The organism is Sphingorhabdus sp. EL138, from assembly GCF_945862485.1.
Lineage (GTDB): Bacteria > Pseudomonadota > Alphaproteobacteria > Sphingomonadales > Sphingomonadaceae > Sphingorhabdus_B.
In genome coordinates this window covers 1-14,494 of record NZ_CAMAYF010000031.1, presented here as the reverse complement: position 1 = coordinate 14,494, position 14,494 = coordinate 1, and the positions used below count along the sequence as shown (strand labels likewise).

The following is a 14,494-nucleotide window of genomic DNA, read 5'->3' as shown; positions in this document are numbered from 1 at the left end:
TTGGCCGGAAGTAGCAGAACGCTTGCCGTTCGCAGCCAATCGAACACTCTGGATCGTTGTAGTGAACCGTTCTACTTCAGCGTCATGCGTTGCGGTCGCTGCTCGCGCTGCTCCAGACCGTGCTAGTTAACCCGAGTATGGGCAACATCGAGACAAAGATCAGGGTTGTGAGGGCCGCTATTGAAACGCAGGTAACTGGACGTGCAAAATAATATGTAAGAAGGAACTGTGGGTCCCATCAGCCAGAATAGGGGGTGCCACCCCAGTGGGGTCTAGTTGGCTAGGTTTTTGAAGGGGTTGGGAGGTGCAAGCGTTCGCTTCACATCTGCAGCTAATCAGATAGCTTCGACGCAACGATGAAACCTAGGTGAAACCTTTTATCAACCTACATTTCGATTTCCCCAAAGGGGGTGGTATTAAACCATTGAAAAATATGGTGAGCCCTGCTGGGTTCGAACCAGCGACCTACTGATTAAAAGTCAGTTGCTCTACCGACTGAGCTAAGGGCCCCCCGTCCTGAACCCACTTGGGTTCATAGGAGAGCGCTCCCCCTAATGGCGGTGGGGGGACTGGTCAAGCGCCTTTGGTCGGTTAAATCGCGATTGCAGGTGACGAATGTTAAGACCCGACACCGGGTCGCGCCAATCGGGGGCAACCATGGCGGCAGGCGTCAGAACAAAACCGCGTGAACGCAGGCCCGGATGCGGAATGGAAAGTGCTGGATTGCTGCCGGCCCACATGCCGCCGGACCACAGAAGAATGTCGAGGTCCAACACGCGCGCGCGCCAGCTTTGGCCGCGACGGACGCGACCGAAATGGCTTTCAATTTCATGCAGGCGTGTCAGCAGGGCAGGGGGCTCAAGTGCGGTCGCCACGACCGCAGCCGCATTGGCAAAGCGGCGCGACGAGGGCCCTATCGGAATGGATTGAATGGTGGCCGAATGCGCGAATACATCAATATCGTCCATCTCCAGCGCGGCTATCGCTTGCGGGATGATACGGTCTGGCGTGCCGATGACGGGATGTGGCTGATTTGAACCTATGCCAACGAGATAGAGATGCGACAGTTCAAATATCCTCGGCAAGGCGGGTGTATAATGCGGGCCTGCGGTCGCGGAAGAAGCCCATGCTGGCACGGTGCGCGTGTGCTTGGTCCAGGTCAAAGGTCGATAACAATAGGCCAGTTTCAGTGTCGTTGAGATCGCAGACCACATCGCCCCATTCATTGGCGATGAAACTGGTGCCGTAAAATTTCTGCGCTGTCTGGCCGTGATCATCCTCGCTGCCGACTCTATTGGCTGCAATGACCGGCATACAGTTCGATACCGCATGGCCAATCATAGCCCGCCGCCACATATGCCGTGTATCCAGTGTTGCATCCTGCGGCTCTGCACCGATGGCCGTAGGATAGAATAAAAGCTCAGCGCCCATCAACGCCATGGCGCGTGCGCATTCGGGGTACCACTGGTCCCAACAGATGCCTATACCAATGCGCGTACCGAAGACGTCCCAGACTTTGAACCCTGTATTGCCGGGGCGGAAATAATATTTCTCCTGATAACCGGGGCCGTCGGGAATATGGCTCTTGCGGTACACGCCCATGATTTCGCCATTGGCATCGATCATGGCGATGCTGTTGTAGAAATGCGCGCCGTCGCGTTCGAAGAAGCTTGCCGGAATGGCAACATTAAGGCGCTTGGCCAGTTTCGCCATAGCCTTGATCGCAGGGTGCTCGAGGGTCGGTCGCGCGAGCGCGAAATGCGCTTCCTCCTGGGTTTTACAGAAATAAGGGCCTGAAAAAAGTTCAGGCGGCAGGACAATATGCGCGCCAAGGTCGGCCGCCTGCGCGACAAGTTCGCTGACGGCGTCGATGTTTTCGGCTTCGCTAGCCGACAAAGGCAATTGCAACGCGGCTACAGTGATATTTCTGGTCATACCGTGTCTATAGCCGCACGCAGAAACGCGCCGCAATCATGATTGTCTTCGGACCGCATATTTTGTGGGTTTTGTGATGGCAGCGACACGCATACGCGCCGCTGCCGCCGCAAAATAATCAGTCGCGCTTTTTGAACAACAATGTCATCCGGTCGGTTTCGCCAATCGCCTCATATTTTGCGCGATCCACATCCTTCAAACGCAGTGCTGGCGGTAATGTCCACACGCCGTCAGGCCAATTTGCGCTGTCCTTGGGGTTGGCGTTCACTTCGCTCTTGGCGACAAGTTCAAAGCCATGGATTTCCATGAAGTTAATAATGTCCGCTTCGCGCATATAGCCCTTGCTGCCATTGGTATAGCTATACGGGGCGTCTGCCTTCGCACGATGCTGTTCAATGCCGATCAGGCCATCTGGCTTCAACAGATCGCGCATGGCTTTTATCTCCGCGTCTGCGATGTTCCAGTTGATCATATTGTGCACCATCCGCATAATCACGATACGGTCAAAGCTGCCCTTTGCGCCTTCAGGAATTTCGCTGAGGGAAAATGCATTGAAATCAGTTGCAGGTCGACCCGATACAGCCGCAACATCAGACGGAAATTTGGCAATCGCAGAAGCAATTCCCTGTTTTTGCTGGTCGCTAAAATGGGTTTTTGTACCGAAATACAAGCCAGTATATTTACCATTTTCGTTAACATAGCGGCCGAGAATACGCGACACCCAGGCCCCGCCGGGGGCATATTCACCAATGACATGATCCGGATAGACGCGGAAAAATTCAAATGTTTCGGATGGGTGGCGATATTGGTCGCGTTTGGCATCATTGGCACGGGCAGGGTCAGCAAGGATTTTTGCAAGACGTTCTTGGTGCGCCTTATGCATCTTGCCATGGTCGGCTGATTTGGCGCCATGGTGTTCTGCTAAGGCTGGGGCAGCCATACTGACGGCGGCAAGGGCGAGTAGAAAAGCTTTTTTCATCTGAAATCCTCTTCTTGGTTACATGCTCTGGATATGGGTATTTGCGCTTTAAATTCGAATAGAGTTACGTCGGCACTTGTTGGCTGGAGCAATGGAAACTGCCTCCGCCAGTTAAAACGGCGTCGGCCATGACACCGACAACCTCTCGGTCCGGAAACAATGAAGCTAAGGTGGCAATCGCGGCATCGTCATTCTGCGCGCCATACAGGGGCACGACAATTGCGGCGTTGCCGATGTAGAAATTCATATAGCTTGCCGGAACGATTTCCCCATCTTGCAAGAAGCGCCCCACTGAAGGCATGCGGCTGACCCGGCATCCAAATGCATCGGCGCGTTTCCGCGCATCTTCAAAAACAGCTTCATTAGGGTCATCGGACCCTGCGCCTTGCGGAATGAGGATATGGTTTATACCCACAAAGCGTGCGAGATTGTCGATATGCCCGTCGGTGTGGTCATTCGCCAATCCGTCGCCCAGCCACAGAAGGCGTTGAATGCCAAGGTCATCGCGAAGTCTGGCTTCAATCGCATCCTGACCGAGCATAGGGTTGCGGTTGGGATTCAACAGGCAATCAACAGTGGTCGCGGCAAGCCCTTCACCGTCCACATCGATGGAGCCGCCTTCCAAAATCCAGTCCGCCGTCGCGACGTCAAATCCCGCAGCAATGGCGAGATCGTGGCCAATGCTTTTGTCGCCCGGATAGTCAAAACGGCCACCCCAGCCATTAAAGCCAAAATTGCGTGCGATGCGGCGATTACTGTCCTTTACGATGATACAAGCCGTGTCACGTAGCCAAATGTCACCTATGAGGCGCTGCTCGACATGAACCCCGCTCTCCACAAGGTCCGCGGCAATTGCGGCAGCTTCGGCGCTACCTGCAACCAAATGGACGCGCTCGCCGCGGCCAGAGGCATGGACAGCATTAGCAAATGCCGCAATTTGTTGCTGGGCGCGATGTAGTGGTTTGCCCCACGCATCGGCTGAACTGGGAAAGCCAATCCAGACAGACTCATGGGGCGCCCATTCCGCAGGCATGCGAAACGCCATGGTTTACTTTCCTCTGCGGCTTTTGTCGCGAACGGCGCGGAATTCATCGCCTTCGTTCCAGTTCGGCCATGCATTTGTCATCGCAAGCATCCGGCCAACCCTATAATAAAGTTTCAAATCGGACATTACGCCCGACCAATCCCAATTTTCGTCAAATTCATCGTCGGGGGCGTGATACCGGTTCTTTTCATAGTCATCTGCCGCTGCTTGGGCAGCTGCTTTACCGCCAATTACCAGATCATCGCCACCTTCGAAATAGACCATAGGCACGCCAAGCTTGGCGAAGCTGAAATGGTCGGAACGATAATAGAACCCCTTTTCGGGCGTAGGCTCCATTTCAGGTGTACGACCTTCCGATTTCGCCGCTGCGTCCAAATAGAGATCAAGTTGCGACTTGCCTTTGCCAATGACGGTAAGGTTTTTGGCAGGGCCGGACATCGAAAAGGCATCCATATTTACACCCCCAACGGTCTGGGACAGAGGAAATACAGGGTTTTCCGCATAAAATTTGGAACCGAGCAGGCCGCTTTCTTCGGCGGTGACCGCAAGAAACACGACCGACCGGTCTGGAGCGCCAGCTTTGGTATAGCCCTCCGCAAGTGCGACCAGCGCGGCTGTTCCCGTCGCATTATCAACGGCGCCGTTGCAAATGTCATCGCCATCTGCTGCCGCCGTGCAGCGCCCCAGATGGTCCCAATGCGCGGTGTAAAGCACATACTCATCGGGCCGCTTCGCACCCTTCATTACACCGATCACATTCTTACTGGCCTTGCGCGAGATATCGTTGTCGAAGTTTAAAGAGGCGGTGAGGTTCAAAGGCACGGCCTTGAAGCCCTTTTGCTTTGCAGCCGCCATTTGCATTTCCAGATTCTGGCCTGCTGCAGCGAAAATTTCCTTGGCAACCGATTTCTGAATCCAGCCATTGGCCTGAGTCTGGCTTTTGCCGCCATCTTTGGATTGCGCGAGGAACTGCGTGCCCGTCCAACTAGAATTGACAACATTCCATCCATAAGCGGCCGGCGCAGTATCGTGGATGATCAGAACGGCAGCGGCACCCTGACGGGCAGCCTCTTCATATTTGTAGGTCCAGCGACCATAATAGGACATGGCTTTGCCGCCGAAGGGACCATCAAGGCCTTTGTTTTCGAAATCGGGATCGTTGACCATCACGACAACGGCTTTTCCCTTCACATCAACACCAGCATAATCGTTCCATCCCTTTTCAGGGGCAACGATGCCATGACCGACAAAGATCATTTCGCTTTGCTTAATTTCGGTTTTCGGCGTTTCGCGGTAGCTGCCGATGACATATTCACTGCCATAGGCAAAGGACATGGCTTTTCCGTTCCGGTCGCCAATGTTTAGGGCAGAGACGTTTTGCGCGGTAATTTCGATCAGGGGGACGTCCTGCGTCCAACTGCCATTATTTCCTGGCTCGAGCCCTGCCGCTTTGAACTTCGTAATCAGGTGGGCGACGGTCTTTTCTTCGCCAATAGACCCAGGTGCGCGGCCTTCATATGTATCAAGCGACAACTCGCGGGTGATGTCCTTCATTGTCTGTTCCGACAAAGTAGGAACCATAATCTGTGGTAATGCAGATGTTTTAGTATCTGACGATGCTACCGTCGGGCACGCACCTGTAAGGGCAAACGCGGAAACAAGTGCCAAGGAAAGCAGGCGCATAGAATTCTCCTATGAGGGAACGATGAATGCGCGCCTTGTGCCAGACCCATCCGTACCGCTCAAACGAAAAAGATTTGCAGGACGAATGTGCCGGCTTACGCTGTCTTACTAAGCAAACTCTGCGGGCCGACATGGTTTACGCGCATAAAAAAGGCGGCCACATGGACCGCCTTATTTGTAATCTGTGTGAGAAGATTAACGCGAATAGAATTCGACGACCAGATTTGGTTCCATCTTCACAGGATAAGGCACCTCATCAAGCGTAGGTACGCGTGCGAAGGTTACCTTATCGTTGCCATCAACGGCAACATATTCAGGAATGTCACGCTCGGCGAGACCTTGAGCTTCGATTACCAACGCCATTTCCTTAGCTTTCGGTCCAAGGCTGATGACGTCACCAACGGCAACCTGACGGCTGGCGATATTGCACTTCACGCCGTTAACGCGAATGTGGCCATGGCTAACAATCTGACGTGCAGCAAAAATGGTTGGTGCGAACTTGGCGCGATACACAACCATGTCCAAACGACGCTCCAACAGACCGATAAGGTTCTGCGAAGTATCGCCCTTCATGTTGCTGGCTTCTTGATAGGCGCGCTTGAACTGCTTTTCAGTCACGTCGCCATAATAGCCCTTAAGCTTCTGCTTTGCGCGTAGCTGGATGCCGTAATCGGACAGCTTGCCTTTGCGGCGCTGACCATGCTGGCCTGGGCCATATTCGCGCTTATTTACAGGGGATTTTGGACGGCCCCAGATGTTTTCACCCATCCGGCGGTCAAGTTTATACTTCGAGCTTTTGCGCATCGACATATTCAGTCTCCAATTGCTAACAACGTTGTTTCCGGTACCGCGCGACACATCTGAGATGTGCCGGACACCTGCTTCACCGGAATGCAGGGTCGATTGCGAAGCGGAGCCTATGGCCTTTGATAGGCCTTATGTCAACATCTGGCTCGACTTTACAGGTGCGGAAACGTAAAGGCGCGGCCATGACCAGCACCCCAAGCCCAGTTGAACCCGCCAAATGCAATGATATGACCGAAGTACGCGCAGGCGTTGATGCGGTTGACGCGCAATTGGTGGAGCTATTGGCCGTTCGCTTCGCTTACATGGATGCTGCCGCTCGGATTAAAGTACAACGCGCTGCGGTCCGTGATGAAGCGCGCAAGCAACAGGTTTTGGCGCACGTGCAAAAGGCCGCGCGCGAAGCCGGTATCCCGGTCGAAGTCGTTGCCGATTTGTGGGAACGCCTAGTTGAAGGCTCCATCGCATATGAACTAGAAAAATGGGACGCCGTGCGCGCCTGACATCAAACAGTCTGGCATTTACATATTTGTGTTCATTTGCGGTGGCGCTGTTGTTCCAGCTCTACCCTTAACGGACAATTCAGCGGCATATTCTGCCTGGTCCCATTGTTCCTGGGTTTTGCATGTTGCTTTTGTAATGCGGCTGCCTGTGAACTTCGTCGACCGGCAGATTTTCTTTGGTTTGGCTTTCTTCTCATCTTGCGCTGTAACACCGGCGCCAACACTGGCAGTGCGCTGCGGGGTTTCAGAAGCGGCCGCTCCAGCAAGAAATAGCGTTAGTATCATTGTGCTAATCATCAGAAATGCTCCTTAGAGGTGGGGATATAGCCCATCGACACCATTGCAGCCAATTGCCTATTTCTCGGCCCGTCGTACTTTATCCAAAGTTGTCAAAACGCCGCGTAGTGTCCTAACCTCAAGCGCATTCCATGCGGGCTTTGTCAGCAAATTGCGCAATGTGCGGCGGGTGACGGGCGCGCGGTCAATGGGTGTGAAATAATTTAACGGCGCTAGCATGGCGTCCAATTGTGCAATCAGGCCATCCAGTTCGAACTGCGTGGCAGGTGGCTCCAAATCCGTTTTGGGCGGACTCGCCAGCGTCTGCGTTTTCGACCATTCATAGGCGCACAGAATGACCGCTTGCGCCAAATTTAGCGAACCAAATGCAGGATTAATCGGCACCGTAATGATAGCGCGGGCAACATTGACCTCGTCGCTGTCCAGACCTGATCGTTCGGCCCCGAATAAAATCGCGCTTCGTCCCGTGTTACTGAATATCTCTCCAGCGGCCACTTCGGGTGTTATAACCGGCTTGGTAACGCCGCGCTTGCGCACCGTTGTCGCATAAACATGGGCAATGTCCGCGGTTGCCTCCGCCAGCGTCGGGAAAACTTTGGCGTTCGCCAACACAATGTCCGCGCCCGATGCCGCTGGACCTGCATTGGGATTGGGCCATCCGTCGCGCGGGGCGACAAGACGCATTTCGGTCAGGCCGAAGTTGAGCATGGCGCGCGCCGCCTTGCCGATATTTTCGCCCAATTGCGGACGGCAAAGAATGATAATGGGCGGCGCGCTCATTTCAGCGCCGCTTCGACCACGCTTCCTGCGAAATCTTCAAAATCCTTGGCTTCGTTAAAGTCCTTATACACCGACGCGAAGCGGATATAGGCAACGCTATCCAGCGCCTTCAGACCATCCATGACAAATTCGCCAATGCGTTTGGTTTCGATTTCGCTTTCGCCAAGGGTTTCAAGCTGGCGCTGGATAGCGGACGCGAGCTTTTCAATTTGCGTATTGTCCACTGGGCGCTTTCGGCACGCGACGGACAGCGAACGTTCCAGCTTCTCCCTATCGAACGGTTCGCGCTTGCCCTCGCTTTTGATTACCACCAGCTCACGCAGTTGAATGCGCTCAAAAGTTGTGAACCGCCCGCCGCAACCCTCGCACTGCCGCCGACGGCGGATCGCGCTATTGTCTTCAGTCGGACGGCTGTCCTTTACTTGGCTATCTTCATGTCCGCAAAATGGGCAGCGCAATTACTTTTCCTGATTCTTTTTCTTGTTCACATGCCGATACGCGACAATGCCTGCACCAATCAACGCGCCGGTTGCAAGCCCGATTGGAGCGATTATGCCTGCAGCTGCGCCAATCGCTGCACCGCCAGCAACCTTCTTAACTGTGTCTTGATCGGCGAGATGCTTGCCAGTGTGAAACGCGTCTTTTGTTGCGCCCCATAGCTCGTCTGCGGCCTCACCGACATAATGCCGTGCCTGATTGGGTATGCTTTCGGCGGCCCGTTGTTCAGGCGTTTTTGCACCGCAATTGGCACAAAACTTCGCGCCGTCTCCATATGCCGAATCACATTCGTTACAAAATCCCATGGTCATTTCCCTTCTGTGTATTAGATGGGTAAGTCACCTGTATAATTCAAGATGGGTAAATTGGGAAGCGGCTACACAATTCGCGAACACGAAGACGGACCTCGGCCTCGACCGCAGCATCGCCATGCTCGCCCTTTTGGCGCAAGCCTTCCAGCACGTCCGAGATCATGTGACCAATCTCTTGGAATTCGGTAACGCCAAAACCGCGTGTCGTTCCGGCAGGCGAGCCAACCCGAATGCCGCTGGTTTTCATCGGTGGCAGGGGATCATTGGGAATGCCGTTTTTATTGCAGGTGATTGACGCGCGCTCCAACGCTTCGTCAGCATCACGCCCGGTAATGCCGAGCGGGGTCAGGTCGACCAAGGCCAAATGGGTATCCGTACCACCGGAAACCAAATTAGCGCCGCGTTCATGCAATGTTGCGGCCAGAGCCTTCGCATTGGTAATCGTCGCTGCAGCATAAGTTTTGAAATCCGGGCGCAGCGCCTCACCAAAAGCGACAGCCTTAGCAGCGATGACGTGCATCAATGGACCGCCCTGGAGCCCTGGGAAGACCGCAGAGTTGACCTTCTTGGCGATGGCTTCATCATTCGTCATGATCATGCCGCCACGAGGCCCACGGAGCGTTTTATGCGTGGTATTGGTTACAACATGGGCATGCTCAAGCGGGTTGGGATGAACGCCGCCTGCAACCAAGCCCGCAAAGTGGGCCATATCCACATGAAAGATTGCGCCGACTTCGTCGGCAATAGCGCGGAAGCGCGCAAAATCGATGATGCGTGGATAAGCCGAACCACCAGCGATGATGATTTTCGGGCGATGTTCTTTGGCAAGACGCTCGACTTCGTCGAAATCAATAAGGTGCGTTTCAGGATGCACGCCGAATTGCACAGCATTGAACCATTTGCCGGACATGGCCGCCTTTGCGCCGTGCGTTAAATGCCCCCCTGCATCCAGGCTCATACCCAATATCGTGTCGCCTGGCTTTACGAGCGCAAGCATGACTGCGCCATTGGCCTGCGCGCCGGAATGCGGTTGCACATTGGCAAAGCCAGCGTTGAATAACTTCTTGGCGCGTTCAATGGCTAATGTTTCAACTTCGTCTGAGGGCGCACAGCCCTGGTAATAACGCTTGCCGGGATACCCTTCGGCATATTTGTTGGTGAATACCGACCCCTGCGCCTCGAGCACGGCTTTCGATACGATGTTTTCGGACGCGATCAACTCGATCTGGTTCTGCTCGCGGTCTAGTTCATGGGTAAGGCCGGCAAACACTTCAGCATCGGTTTCGGTCAAACCACGTGTAAAAAAGCCGTCGGGCTGAACATCGGAAAGATCGTGTGCGGGGCGCGTGCTCATGCTGGTTCCTTAGTCATGATAGGGTTGGATAACTTATCAACGCGCCGTTGGTGCCGGTCGCCACCAAATTCGGTTGAGAGAAATGTATCAATGCAGGCCTTCGCCATTTCAATTCCGATCAGGCGCGCGCCCATGGCAATGACATTTGCGTCATTATGTTCGCGGGACAAGCGTGCCGAAAGTGGTTCAGATACAAGAGCAGCGCGCGCGGCAGGGTTGCGGTTCACGGCGATGGAAATACCAATGCCCGATCCGCATAAGGCCACGCCGCGTTCCGCCGAGCCATCGGCAATTGCGCGCGCAAGCTTGTATCCATAATCGGGATAGTCGACGGACGCTTCGTCATGTGGGCCAAGGTCGGTGACATCATGCCCAGCAGAGCGCAGATATTCAGCTAGCGCTGATTTCAGCGCGAGAGCAGCATGATCTGAGGCGATGGCGATACGCATGGCACATCCTGTAGCAGCTTGAGTCGATCTATGCCTCCCCTATGGGAGCACGCCGCAAAAGGCCATGCCGAATTTCCACGATTGCGCAGCTTATCCACCGCCTTTATGGGTGCAGCGATGCTTAATGCCATATTGTCCGTCGCTATGCTGTCTGCTTTCCTATTGCTCTATGGGGCAGGGAAGCGCTGGCGGCGCGACGGCGCTAGCCAGCAAATGTGGCTTATGGTTGCTGCAGCCTTAGTAATATTCGCCAATGTGGCGATTTGGGTCGTGCCCGATAAAAAGGGGCATTCACTGGTAACAGGCGCGGCGGACACGCCCTGAAACCATAGCAGAATAACCTAATTGGAACCTTTGCATCGACCGCTCAGGGCGATCAAAATCACTTAATAGGACAGTTCGGATCCAAACGGAAATCGAGATAGCCGTTCACCGACGCCATCAGCAATTCCATTTCATTTTCGAAGAAATGGTTCGCGCGCGGAATTTCATCGTGATGGATGGTGATGTGCCGCTGCGTCCGCAATTTATCGACAAGCTTTTGTAACGCGTTCGGGGTCACAACCTCATCATTAACGCCTTGAATGATGATGCCCGATGATGGGCAGGGTGCCAGAAAGCTGAAATCATACATGTTGGCTGGCGGCGCAACCGAAATGAATCCGCGGATTTCCGGACGGCGCATTAAAAGCTGCATACCGATCCACGCGCCAAAGCTGAAACCTGCGATCCATGTGGTCGAAGCTTCGGGGTGAAAGCTTTGAACCCAATCGAGCGCGGAGGCTGCGTCAGACAATTCGCCGATTCCGTTGTCAAATTCGCCTTCGCTTCGACCAACGCCGCGAAAGTTGAAGCGTAAAACGCCAAAACCGCGCGCTACGAAGGTTTTGTAAAGCTGTTGCGTGATACGGTCGTTCATTGTTCCGCCCGCTTGCGGGTGCGGATGCAATATCATTGCAATGGGTGCTCGTGGACGTGGCGGCGGTGAAAAACGAGCTTCGAGGCGACCTTCTGGACCGGGAATAGCAATGGCGGGCATATAAAATTTCGATTCTAAGAATGTGTGCCGAGCTTTACCCGACGGTTCGGGCTTTGCAGGAATTGGAAGCGCTATATAGAAGCAATGACGATTTTCGCAACTGTCATGGAAATTATGCCCGACCAAAGCCGCATCTATCTTGATCATGCCGCCACGACGCCCGTCATTCCGGCGGCGCGCGCGGCGATGGCTGAAGCCATGGTGCATTGGGCTAATCCATCCTCGCCGCATCAAGAAGGCAGAGCTGCCCGCTTTGCGCTTGAGGAGGCGCGTCGGCGGATTGCAGCCGCGCTGAATTGGGATGGTGAAGTCATCCTGACGAGTGGAGCCAGTGAAGCAATTGCGTTGGGCCTTCGCGGCACGGCGGCGGTGGCAAGTGCGGTGGAGCATGATGCGGTGTTGGCGGTGGCTGGGCCGAACCGTTTGCCGGTAGGAGCAGGTGGACAAGTCGATATTGGTGCAATCACTGGTGAAGCACGATTTGCTGTTCAATCTGTGAACAATGAAACCGGCATTATCCAACCCATGGCGGAAATTGCGGGCGCTGTGCGCGATGTTGGCGGCATATTCTTCGCTGATTGTTCGCAAAGCGCTGGAAAACTGCCGCTTCCCGATGCTGATATGATTGCGGTCTCGGCGCATAAATTGGGTGGGCCGCCGGGCATGGGGGCATTGCTCGTGCGCAATCTTGGATTGTTATCCCCGACGGGTGGTCAAGAGCAAGGCTATCGACGCGGGACGGAGAATTTGCCTGCTGCGATCGGATTTGCAGTGGCGCTTGAGGCAGGGTTTTTGTGGATGGAAAACGCGGTCCGCCTGCGCAGAATATTAGATAATACTATTGTTGAATCTGGTGGTGTTGTTGTTGCGTCGGAGAGCAACCGGCTCGCGACCATCGGCAGTTACCGGATGCCGGGCGTTGCCGCGTCGAGCCAACTTATCAACTTCGACATGGCAGGAGTCGCCGTTTCTGCTGGCAGTGCGTGTTCTTCGGGAACACTCAAAACAAGCCATGTGCTTGGCGCCATGGGCTGGGATGAAAAATCTGCGTCCGAAGTCATCCGCGTCAGCTTTGGCGCTGCCACGAATGACGTTGACATCACGCGCTTCATCGATGTCTGGCGCAGCATCTCCATCCGCGCAAAAGCCGCATGATTTATCTAGACTATCAAGCCACAACGCCGCTCGCCCCCGAAGCATTCGCGGCAATGGAGCCCTGGCTTAAGACCGGATTTGCGAACCCGCACAGCGCGCATGCAGCGGGCAGGGCAGCTGCAGCGGCGGTGGAGGTCGCCCGTGATCAGGTGGCGGCTTTGCTACCGCCCGGCGGGCGCGTGATCTTTACCTCCGGCGCAACAGAAGCGATTAATCTGGCGATATTAGGATCTGGTCTATCCGTGAGCGCCGCTGCGACCGAGCACGCTGCGGTGTTGGATTGTGTGCAGCATTTGGGCGGTGATGTGTTGCCTGTCCGAAACGATGGCCTCGTCGATCACCCGAAGACACATGCGGCGTTGCAGGCGGTCATGCTCGTCAACAACGAGATTGGAACCATTCAAGCTATTGCCGATCTTGCCGCCGCTGCTCACGCGCAAAACAAGCTATTCCTATGCGATGCCGTCCAAGCCTTTGGCCGGATGCCCATTCCGGATGGCCCTGACATGATCGCAATATCCGCGCATAAAATTCATGGGCCAAAGGGCATTGGCGCTTTGTGGGTGCGCGATGGCGTGTCACTGGCCCCACAAATGCTGGGCGGGGGGCAAGAGCAAGGCATGCGCTCCGGCACGCTTTCACCTGCATTATGTGCAGGCTTTGGCGCTGCGGCGAAATTGGCAGCACAACGGATGGAAGCTGACGCGGCGCATGTTGCCATGCTTTGGGATCGCGCCACGGCAGCCTTTGCAGATTGGATGACCAATGGTGCAACGACCGAGCGCTATAAAGGTAATCTTAACATCCGCCGGGATGGCGTTGACGCGGCGCGGCTGATTTCCGAATGCCGGCACATTGCATTTTCGGCCGGCAGTGCATGTGCAAGTGGCTCTGGGCGTCCAAGCCATGTGCTGCGCGCGATTGGCCTGAATGACGCGCAGGCAAAATCTTCCATCCGACTGGGCTTTGGCCGCTATACGTCGGCGGAAGAGATTGATATTGCAGCCGAGGCTATCAACCGAGCAGCAGAGGCGATGTTATGATCATAGTCACGTTCATCAATGCCGAGGGCGATTCGCAAGAGGTTCATGGGGTCGACGGCCAGAGCCTGCTGGATCTCGCGCAGGCCGCTGGACAGCCGCTTGAGGGTACGTGCGAAGGCCAGATGGCTTGCTCCACTTGCCATGTAATCATCGACAAGGGTTGGTTTGATAAGCTCCCATCTGCGATTGAGGATGAAGAAGATATGCTCGATCTCGCCACGGGGGCACGGCGCACGAGCCGCCTGTCGTGCCAAATCATCTTGACGCCAGGTCTCGACGGGCTGGTCGTCCATGTACCGGCTGAAAGCCGAAATATGCAGGGTCTTTAACGGCCTCCACTTCCCATTCACGAAAAAGCGCCTATATGTGTCATCGCCGAGTTCGCTCGGCTATGGTGATAAATTGCGATGTGCAATAGGTGCAGCGGACCCGGGGGCGGTACCCGGCAGCTCCACCAAAATCTCTGTTTATCAGAGGTCTTGGAGGGGCTGAACTAGGATCGACGTGCGTTGAAAAGCATTGTTTTTGCCCGGCATGAATAAGCCGTGAAATGGTTCATAACCAATAGGTGCAAACGATAACGAAGCACTTGCTCTCGCAGCGTAATTTTGGGCCTCAC

18 protein-coding genes, 1 tRNA gene and 1 other RNA gene are annotated in these 14,494 nt (G+C 54.8%); 6 read left to right on the top strand and 14 right to left on the bottom strand.

What is annotated here, in order from left to right; genetic code table 11:
- Positions 1-434: 434 nt before the first annotated feature.
- From Q0O33_RS09810 to rpsD, 7 genes are all read right to left on the bottom strand, one after another.
- Positions 435-510, bottom strand: a tRNA-Lys gene (locus Q0O33_RS09810).
- A gap of 41 nt (positions 511-551) precedes the next feature.
- Positions 552-1,136 carry a 2-amino-4-hydroxy-6-hydroxymethyldihydropteridine diphosphokinase gene (gene folK, locus Q0O33_RS09805; RefSeq protein ID WP_295498963.1) on the bottom strand — a complete coding sequence of 195 codons (585 nt, stop codon included), beginning with the start codon at positions 1,134-1,136 and terminating at the stop codon, positions 552-554.
- Positions 1,069-1,935 carry an N-carbamoylputrescine amidase gene (gene aguB / locus Q0O33_RS09800; RefSeq protein WP_295498960.1) on the bottom strand — a complete coding sequence of 289 codons (867 nt, stop codon included), beginning with the start codon at positions 1,933-1,935 and terminating at the stop codon, positions 1,069-1,071. Before aguB ends, folK begins: the two co-directional genes overlap by 68 nt.
- 118 nt (positions 1,936-2,053) lie before the next feature.
- On the bottom strand, positions 2,054-2,914 hold the full coding sequence (locus Q0O33_RS09795) for a methyltransferase (RefSeq protein ID WP_295498958.1): 861 nt from the start codon (positions 2,912-2,914) through the stop codon (positions 2,054-2,056).
- 64 nt (positions 2,915-2,978) lie between these two features.
- Entirely contained in the window at positions 2,979-3,959 is a 981-nt protein-coding gene (locus Q0O33_RS09790) for an agmatine deiminase family protein (RefSeq protein ID WP_295498955.1), read from the bottom strand.
- Between the two features lie 3 nt (positions 3,960-3,962).
- Positions 3,963-5,642 (bottom strand): M28 family metallopeptidase, encoded by a 1,680-nt coding sequence (locus tag Q0O33_RS09785; RefSeq protein ID WP_295498952.1) that lies wholly within the window; start codon positions 5,640-5,642, stop codon positions 3,963-3,965.
- 195 nt (positions 5,643-5,837) lie between these two features.
- Positions 5,838-6,452, bottom strand: coding sequence for a 30S ribosomal protein S4 (gene rpsD / locus Q0O33_RS09780; protein ID WP_125229985.1), 615 nt, complete (start codon positions 6,450-6,452; stop codon positions 5,838-5,840).
- 179 nt (positions 6,453-6,631) lie between these two features.
- Here rpsD and Q0O33_RS09775 point away from each other — a divergent pair, with 179 nt between their 5' ends.
- Positions 6,632-6,949, top strand: a complete 318-nt coding sequence (locus tag Q0O33_RS09775) for a chorismate mutase (protein ID WP_295498949.1) — start codon at positions 6,632-6,634, stop codon at positions 6,947-6,949.
- Positions 6,950-6,967: 18 nt separating this feature from the next.
- Here Q0O33_RS09775 and Q0O33_RS09770 read toward each other — a convergent pair whose 3' ends face one another.
- The 6 genes from Q0O33_RS09770 to rpiB are packed head-to-tail and all read right to left on the bottom strand — an operon-like array spanning position 6,968 to position 10,638.
- Entirely contained in the window at positions 6,968-7,246 is a 279-nt protein-coding gene (locus Q0O33_RS09770) for a hypothetical protein (RefSeq protein ID WP_295498946.1), read from the bottom strand.
- Between the two features lie 57 nt (positions 7,247-7,303).
- Complete coding sequence (locus Q0O33_RS09765; RefSeq protein ID WP_295498943.1) at positions 7,304-8,026, bottom strand: RNA methyltransferase; 723 nt, start codon at positions 8,024-8,026, stop codon at positions 7,304-7,306.
- Positions 8,023-8,484: a transcriptional regulator NrdR gene (gene nrdR, locus Q0O33_RS09760; protein WP_295498940.1), complete on the bottom strand. Its 462-nt coding sequence runs from the start codon at positions 8,482-8,484 to the stop codon at positions 8,023-8,025. Before nrdR ends, Q0O33_RS09765 begins: the two co-directional genes overlap by 4 nt.
- Positions 8,485-8,835, bottom strand: a complete 351-nt coding sequence (locus Q0O33_RS09755; RefSeq protein WP_295498936.1) for a zinc ribbon domain-containing protein — start codon at positions 8,833-8,835, stop codon at positions 8,485-8,487.
- 40 nt (positions 8,836-8,875) lie between these two features.
- On the bottom strand, positions 8,876-10,189 hold the full coding sequence (gene glyA / locus Q0O33_RS09750; protein ID WP_295498933.1) for a serine hydroxymethyltransferase: 1,314 nt from the start codon (positions 10,187-10,189) through the stop codon (positions 8,876-8,878).
- The gene (gene rpiB / locus Q0O33_RS09745; RefSeq protein WP_295498930.1) at positions 10,186-10,638 is read right to left on the bottom strand and encodes a ribose 5-phosphate isomerase B; all 453 of its coding nucleotides are present in this window, start codon (positions 10,636-10,638) and stop codon (positions 10,186-10,188) included. Before rpiB ends, glyA begins: the two co-directional genes overlap by 4 nt.
- Positions 10,639-10,668: 30 nt before the next feature.
- On the opposite strand from rpiB, the gene Q0O33_RS09740 reads away from it, so the two are divergent.
- Complete coding sequence (locus Q0O33_RS09740; protein WP_295498927.1) at positions 10,669-10,962, top strand: hypothetical protein; 294 nt, start codon at positions 10,669-10,671, stop codon at positions 10,960-10,962.
- A gap of 58 nt (positions 10,963-11,020) precedes the next feature.
- On the opposite strand, the gene Q0O33_RS09735 is transcribed toward Q0O33_RS09740, so the two are convergent.
- A complete protein-coding gene (locus Q0O33_RS09735; protein WP_295498924.1) occupies positions 11,021-11,677 on the bottom strand; it encodes an alpha/beta hydrolase in 657 nt (218 codons plus the stop codon).
- Between the two features lie 114 nt (positions 11,678-11,791).
- Between Q0O33_RS09735 and Q0O33_RS09730 the strand changes: the two genes are divergently transcribed.
- The 4 genes from Q0O33_RS09730 to ssrA form a co-directional block, all read left to right on the top strand.
- Positions 11,792-12,832 carry an aminotransferase class V-fold PLP-dependent enzyme gene (locus Q0O33_RS09730; RefSeq protein WP_295498966.1) on the top strand — a complete coding sequence of 347 codons (1,041 nt, stop codon included), beginning with the start codon at positions 11,792-11,794 and terminating at the stop codon, positions 12,830-12,832.
- Positions 12,829-13,875: a cysteine desulfurase family protein gene (locus Q0O33_RS09725; RefSeq protein WP_295498922.1), complete on the top strand. Its 1,047-nt coding sequence runs from the start codon at positions 12,829-12,831 to the stop codon at positions 13,873-13,875. The genes Q0O33_RS09730 and Q0O33_RS09725 overlap by 4 nt, the downstream gene beginning before the upstream one ends.
- Positions 13,872-14,204, top strand: a complete 333-nt coding sequence (locus Q0O33_RS09720; RefSeq protein WP_295498919.1) for a 2Fe-2S iron-sulfur cluster-binding protein — start codon at positions 13,872-13,874, stop codon at positions 14,202-14,204. The genes Q0O33_RS09725 and Q0O33_RS09720 overlap by 4 nt, the downstream gene beginning before the upstream one ends.
- A gap of 6 nt (positions 14,205-14,210) precedes the next feature.
- Positions 14,211-14,494: a transfer-messenger RNA gene (gene ssrA / locus Q0O33_RS09715) on the top strand; the annotation flags it as partial.

Excerpts from the sequence above, each read along its gene's own strand:
- Q0O33_RS09765 (WP_295498943.1), bottom strand. The coding sequence starts at position 8,026 with ATGAGCGCGCCGCCCATTATCATTCTTTGCCGTCCGCAATTGGGCGAA.
- Q0O33_RS09770 (WP_295498946.1), bottom strand. The coding sequence starts at position 7,246 with ATGATTAGCACAATGATACTAACGCTATTTCTTGCTGGAGCGGCCGCT.
- Q0O33_RS09740 (WP_295498927.1), top strand. The coding sequence starts at position 10,669 with ATGCCTCCCCTATGGGAGCACGCCGCAAAAGGCCATGCCGAATTTCCA.
- glyA (WP_295498933.1), bottom strand. The coding sequence starts at position 10,189 with ATGAGCACGCGCCCCGCACACGATCTTTCCGATGTTCAGCCCGACGGC.
- Q0O33_RS09730 (WP_295498966.1), top strand. The coding sequence starts at position 11,792 with ATGCCCGACCAAAGCCGCATCTATCTTGATCATGCCGCCACGACGCCC.
- Q0O33_RS09775 (WP_295498949.1), top strand. The coding sequence starts at position 6,632 with ATGACCAGCACCCCAAGCCCAGTTGAACCCGCCAAATGCAATGATATG.
- Q0O33_RS09785 (WP_295498952.1), bottom strand. The coding sequence starts at position 5,642 with ATGCGCCTGCTTTCCTTGGCACTTGTTTCCGCGTTTGCCCTTACAGGT.
- Q0O33_RS09755 (WP_295498936.1), bottom strand. The coding sequence starts at position 8,835 with ATGACCATGGGATTTTGTAACGAATGTGATTCGGCATATGGAGACGGC.
- Q0O33_RS09720 (WP_295498919.1), top strand. The coding sequence starts at position 13,872 with ATGATCATAGTCACGTTCATCAATGCCGAGGGCGATTCGCAAGAGGTT.
- Q0O33_RS09735 (WP_295498924.1), bottom strand. The coding sequence starts at position 11,677 with ATGCCCGCCATTGCTATTCCCGGTCCAGAAGGTCGCCTCGAAGCTCGT.
- rpsD (WP_125229985.1), bottom strand. The coding sequence starts at position 6,452 with ATGTCGATGCGCAAAAGCTCGAAGTATAAACTTGACCGCCGGATGGGT.
- Q0O33_RS09795 (WP_295498958.1), bottom strand. The coding sequence starts at position 2,914 with ATGAAAAAAGCTTTTCTACTCGCCCTTGCCGCCGTCAGTATGGCTGCC.
- rpiB (WP_295498930.1), bottom strand. The coding sequence starts at position 10,638 with ATGCGTATCGCCATCGCCTCAGATCATGCTGCTCTCGCGCTGAAATCA.
- Q0O33_RS09790 (WP_295498955.1), bottom strand. The coding sequence starts at position 3,959 with ATGGCGTTTCGCATGCCTGCGGAATGGGCGCCCCATGAGTCTGTCTGG.
- aguB (WP_295498960.1), bottom strand. The coding sequence starts at position 1,935 with ATGACCAGAAATATCACTGTAGCCGCGTTGCAATTGCCTTTGTCGGCT.
- Q0O33_RS09725 (WP_295498922.1), top strand. The coding sequence starts at position 12,829 with ATGATTTATCTAGACTATCAAGCCACAACGCCGCTCGCCCCCGAAGCA.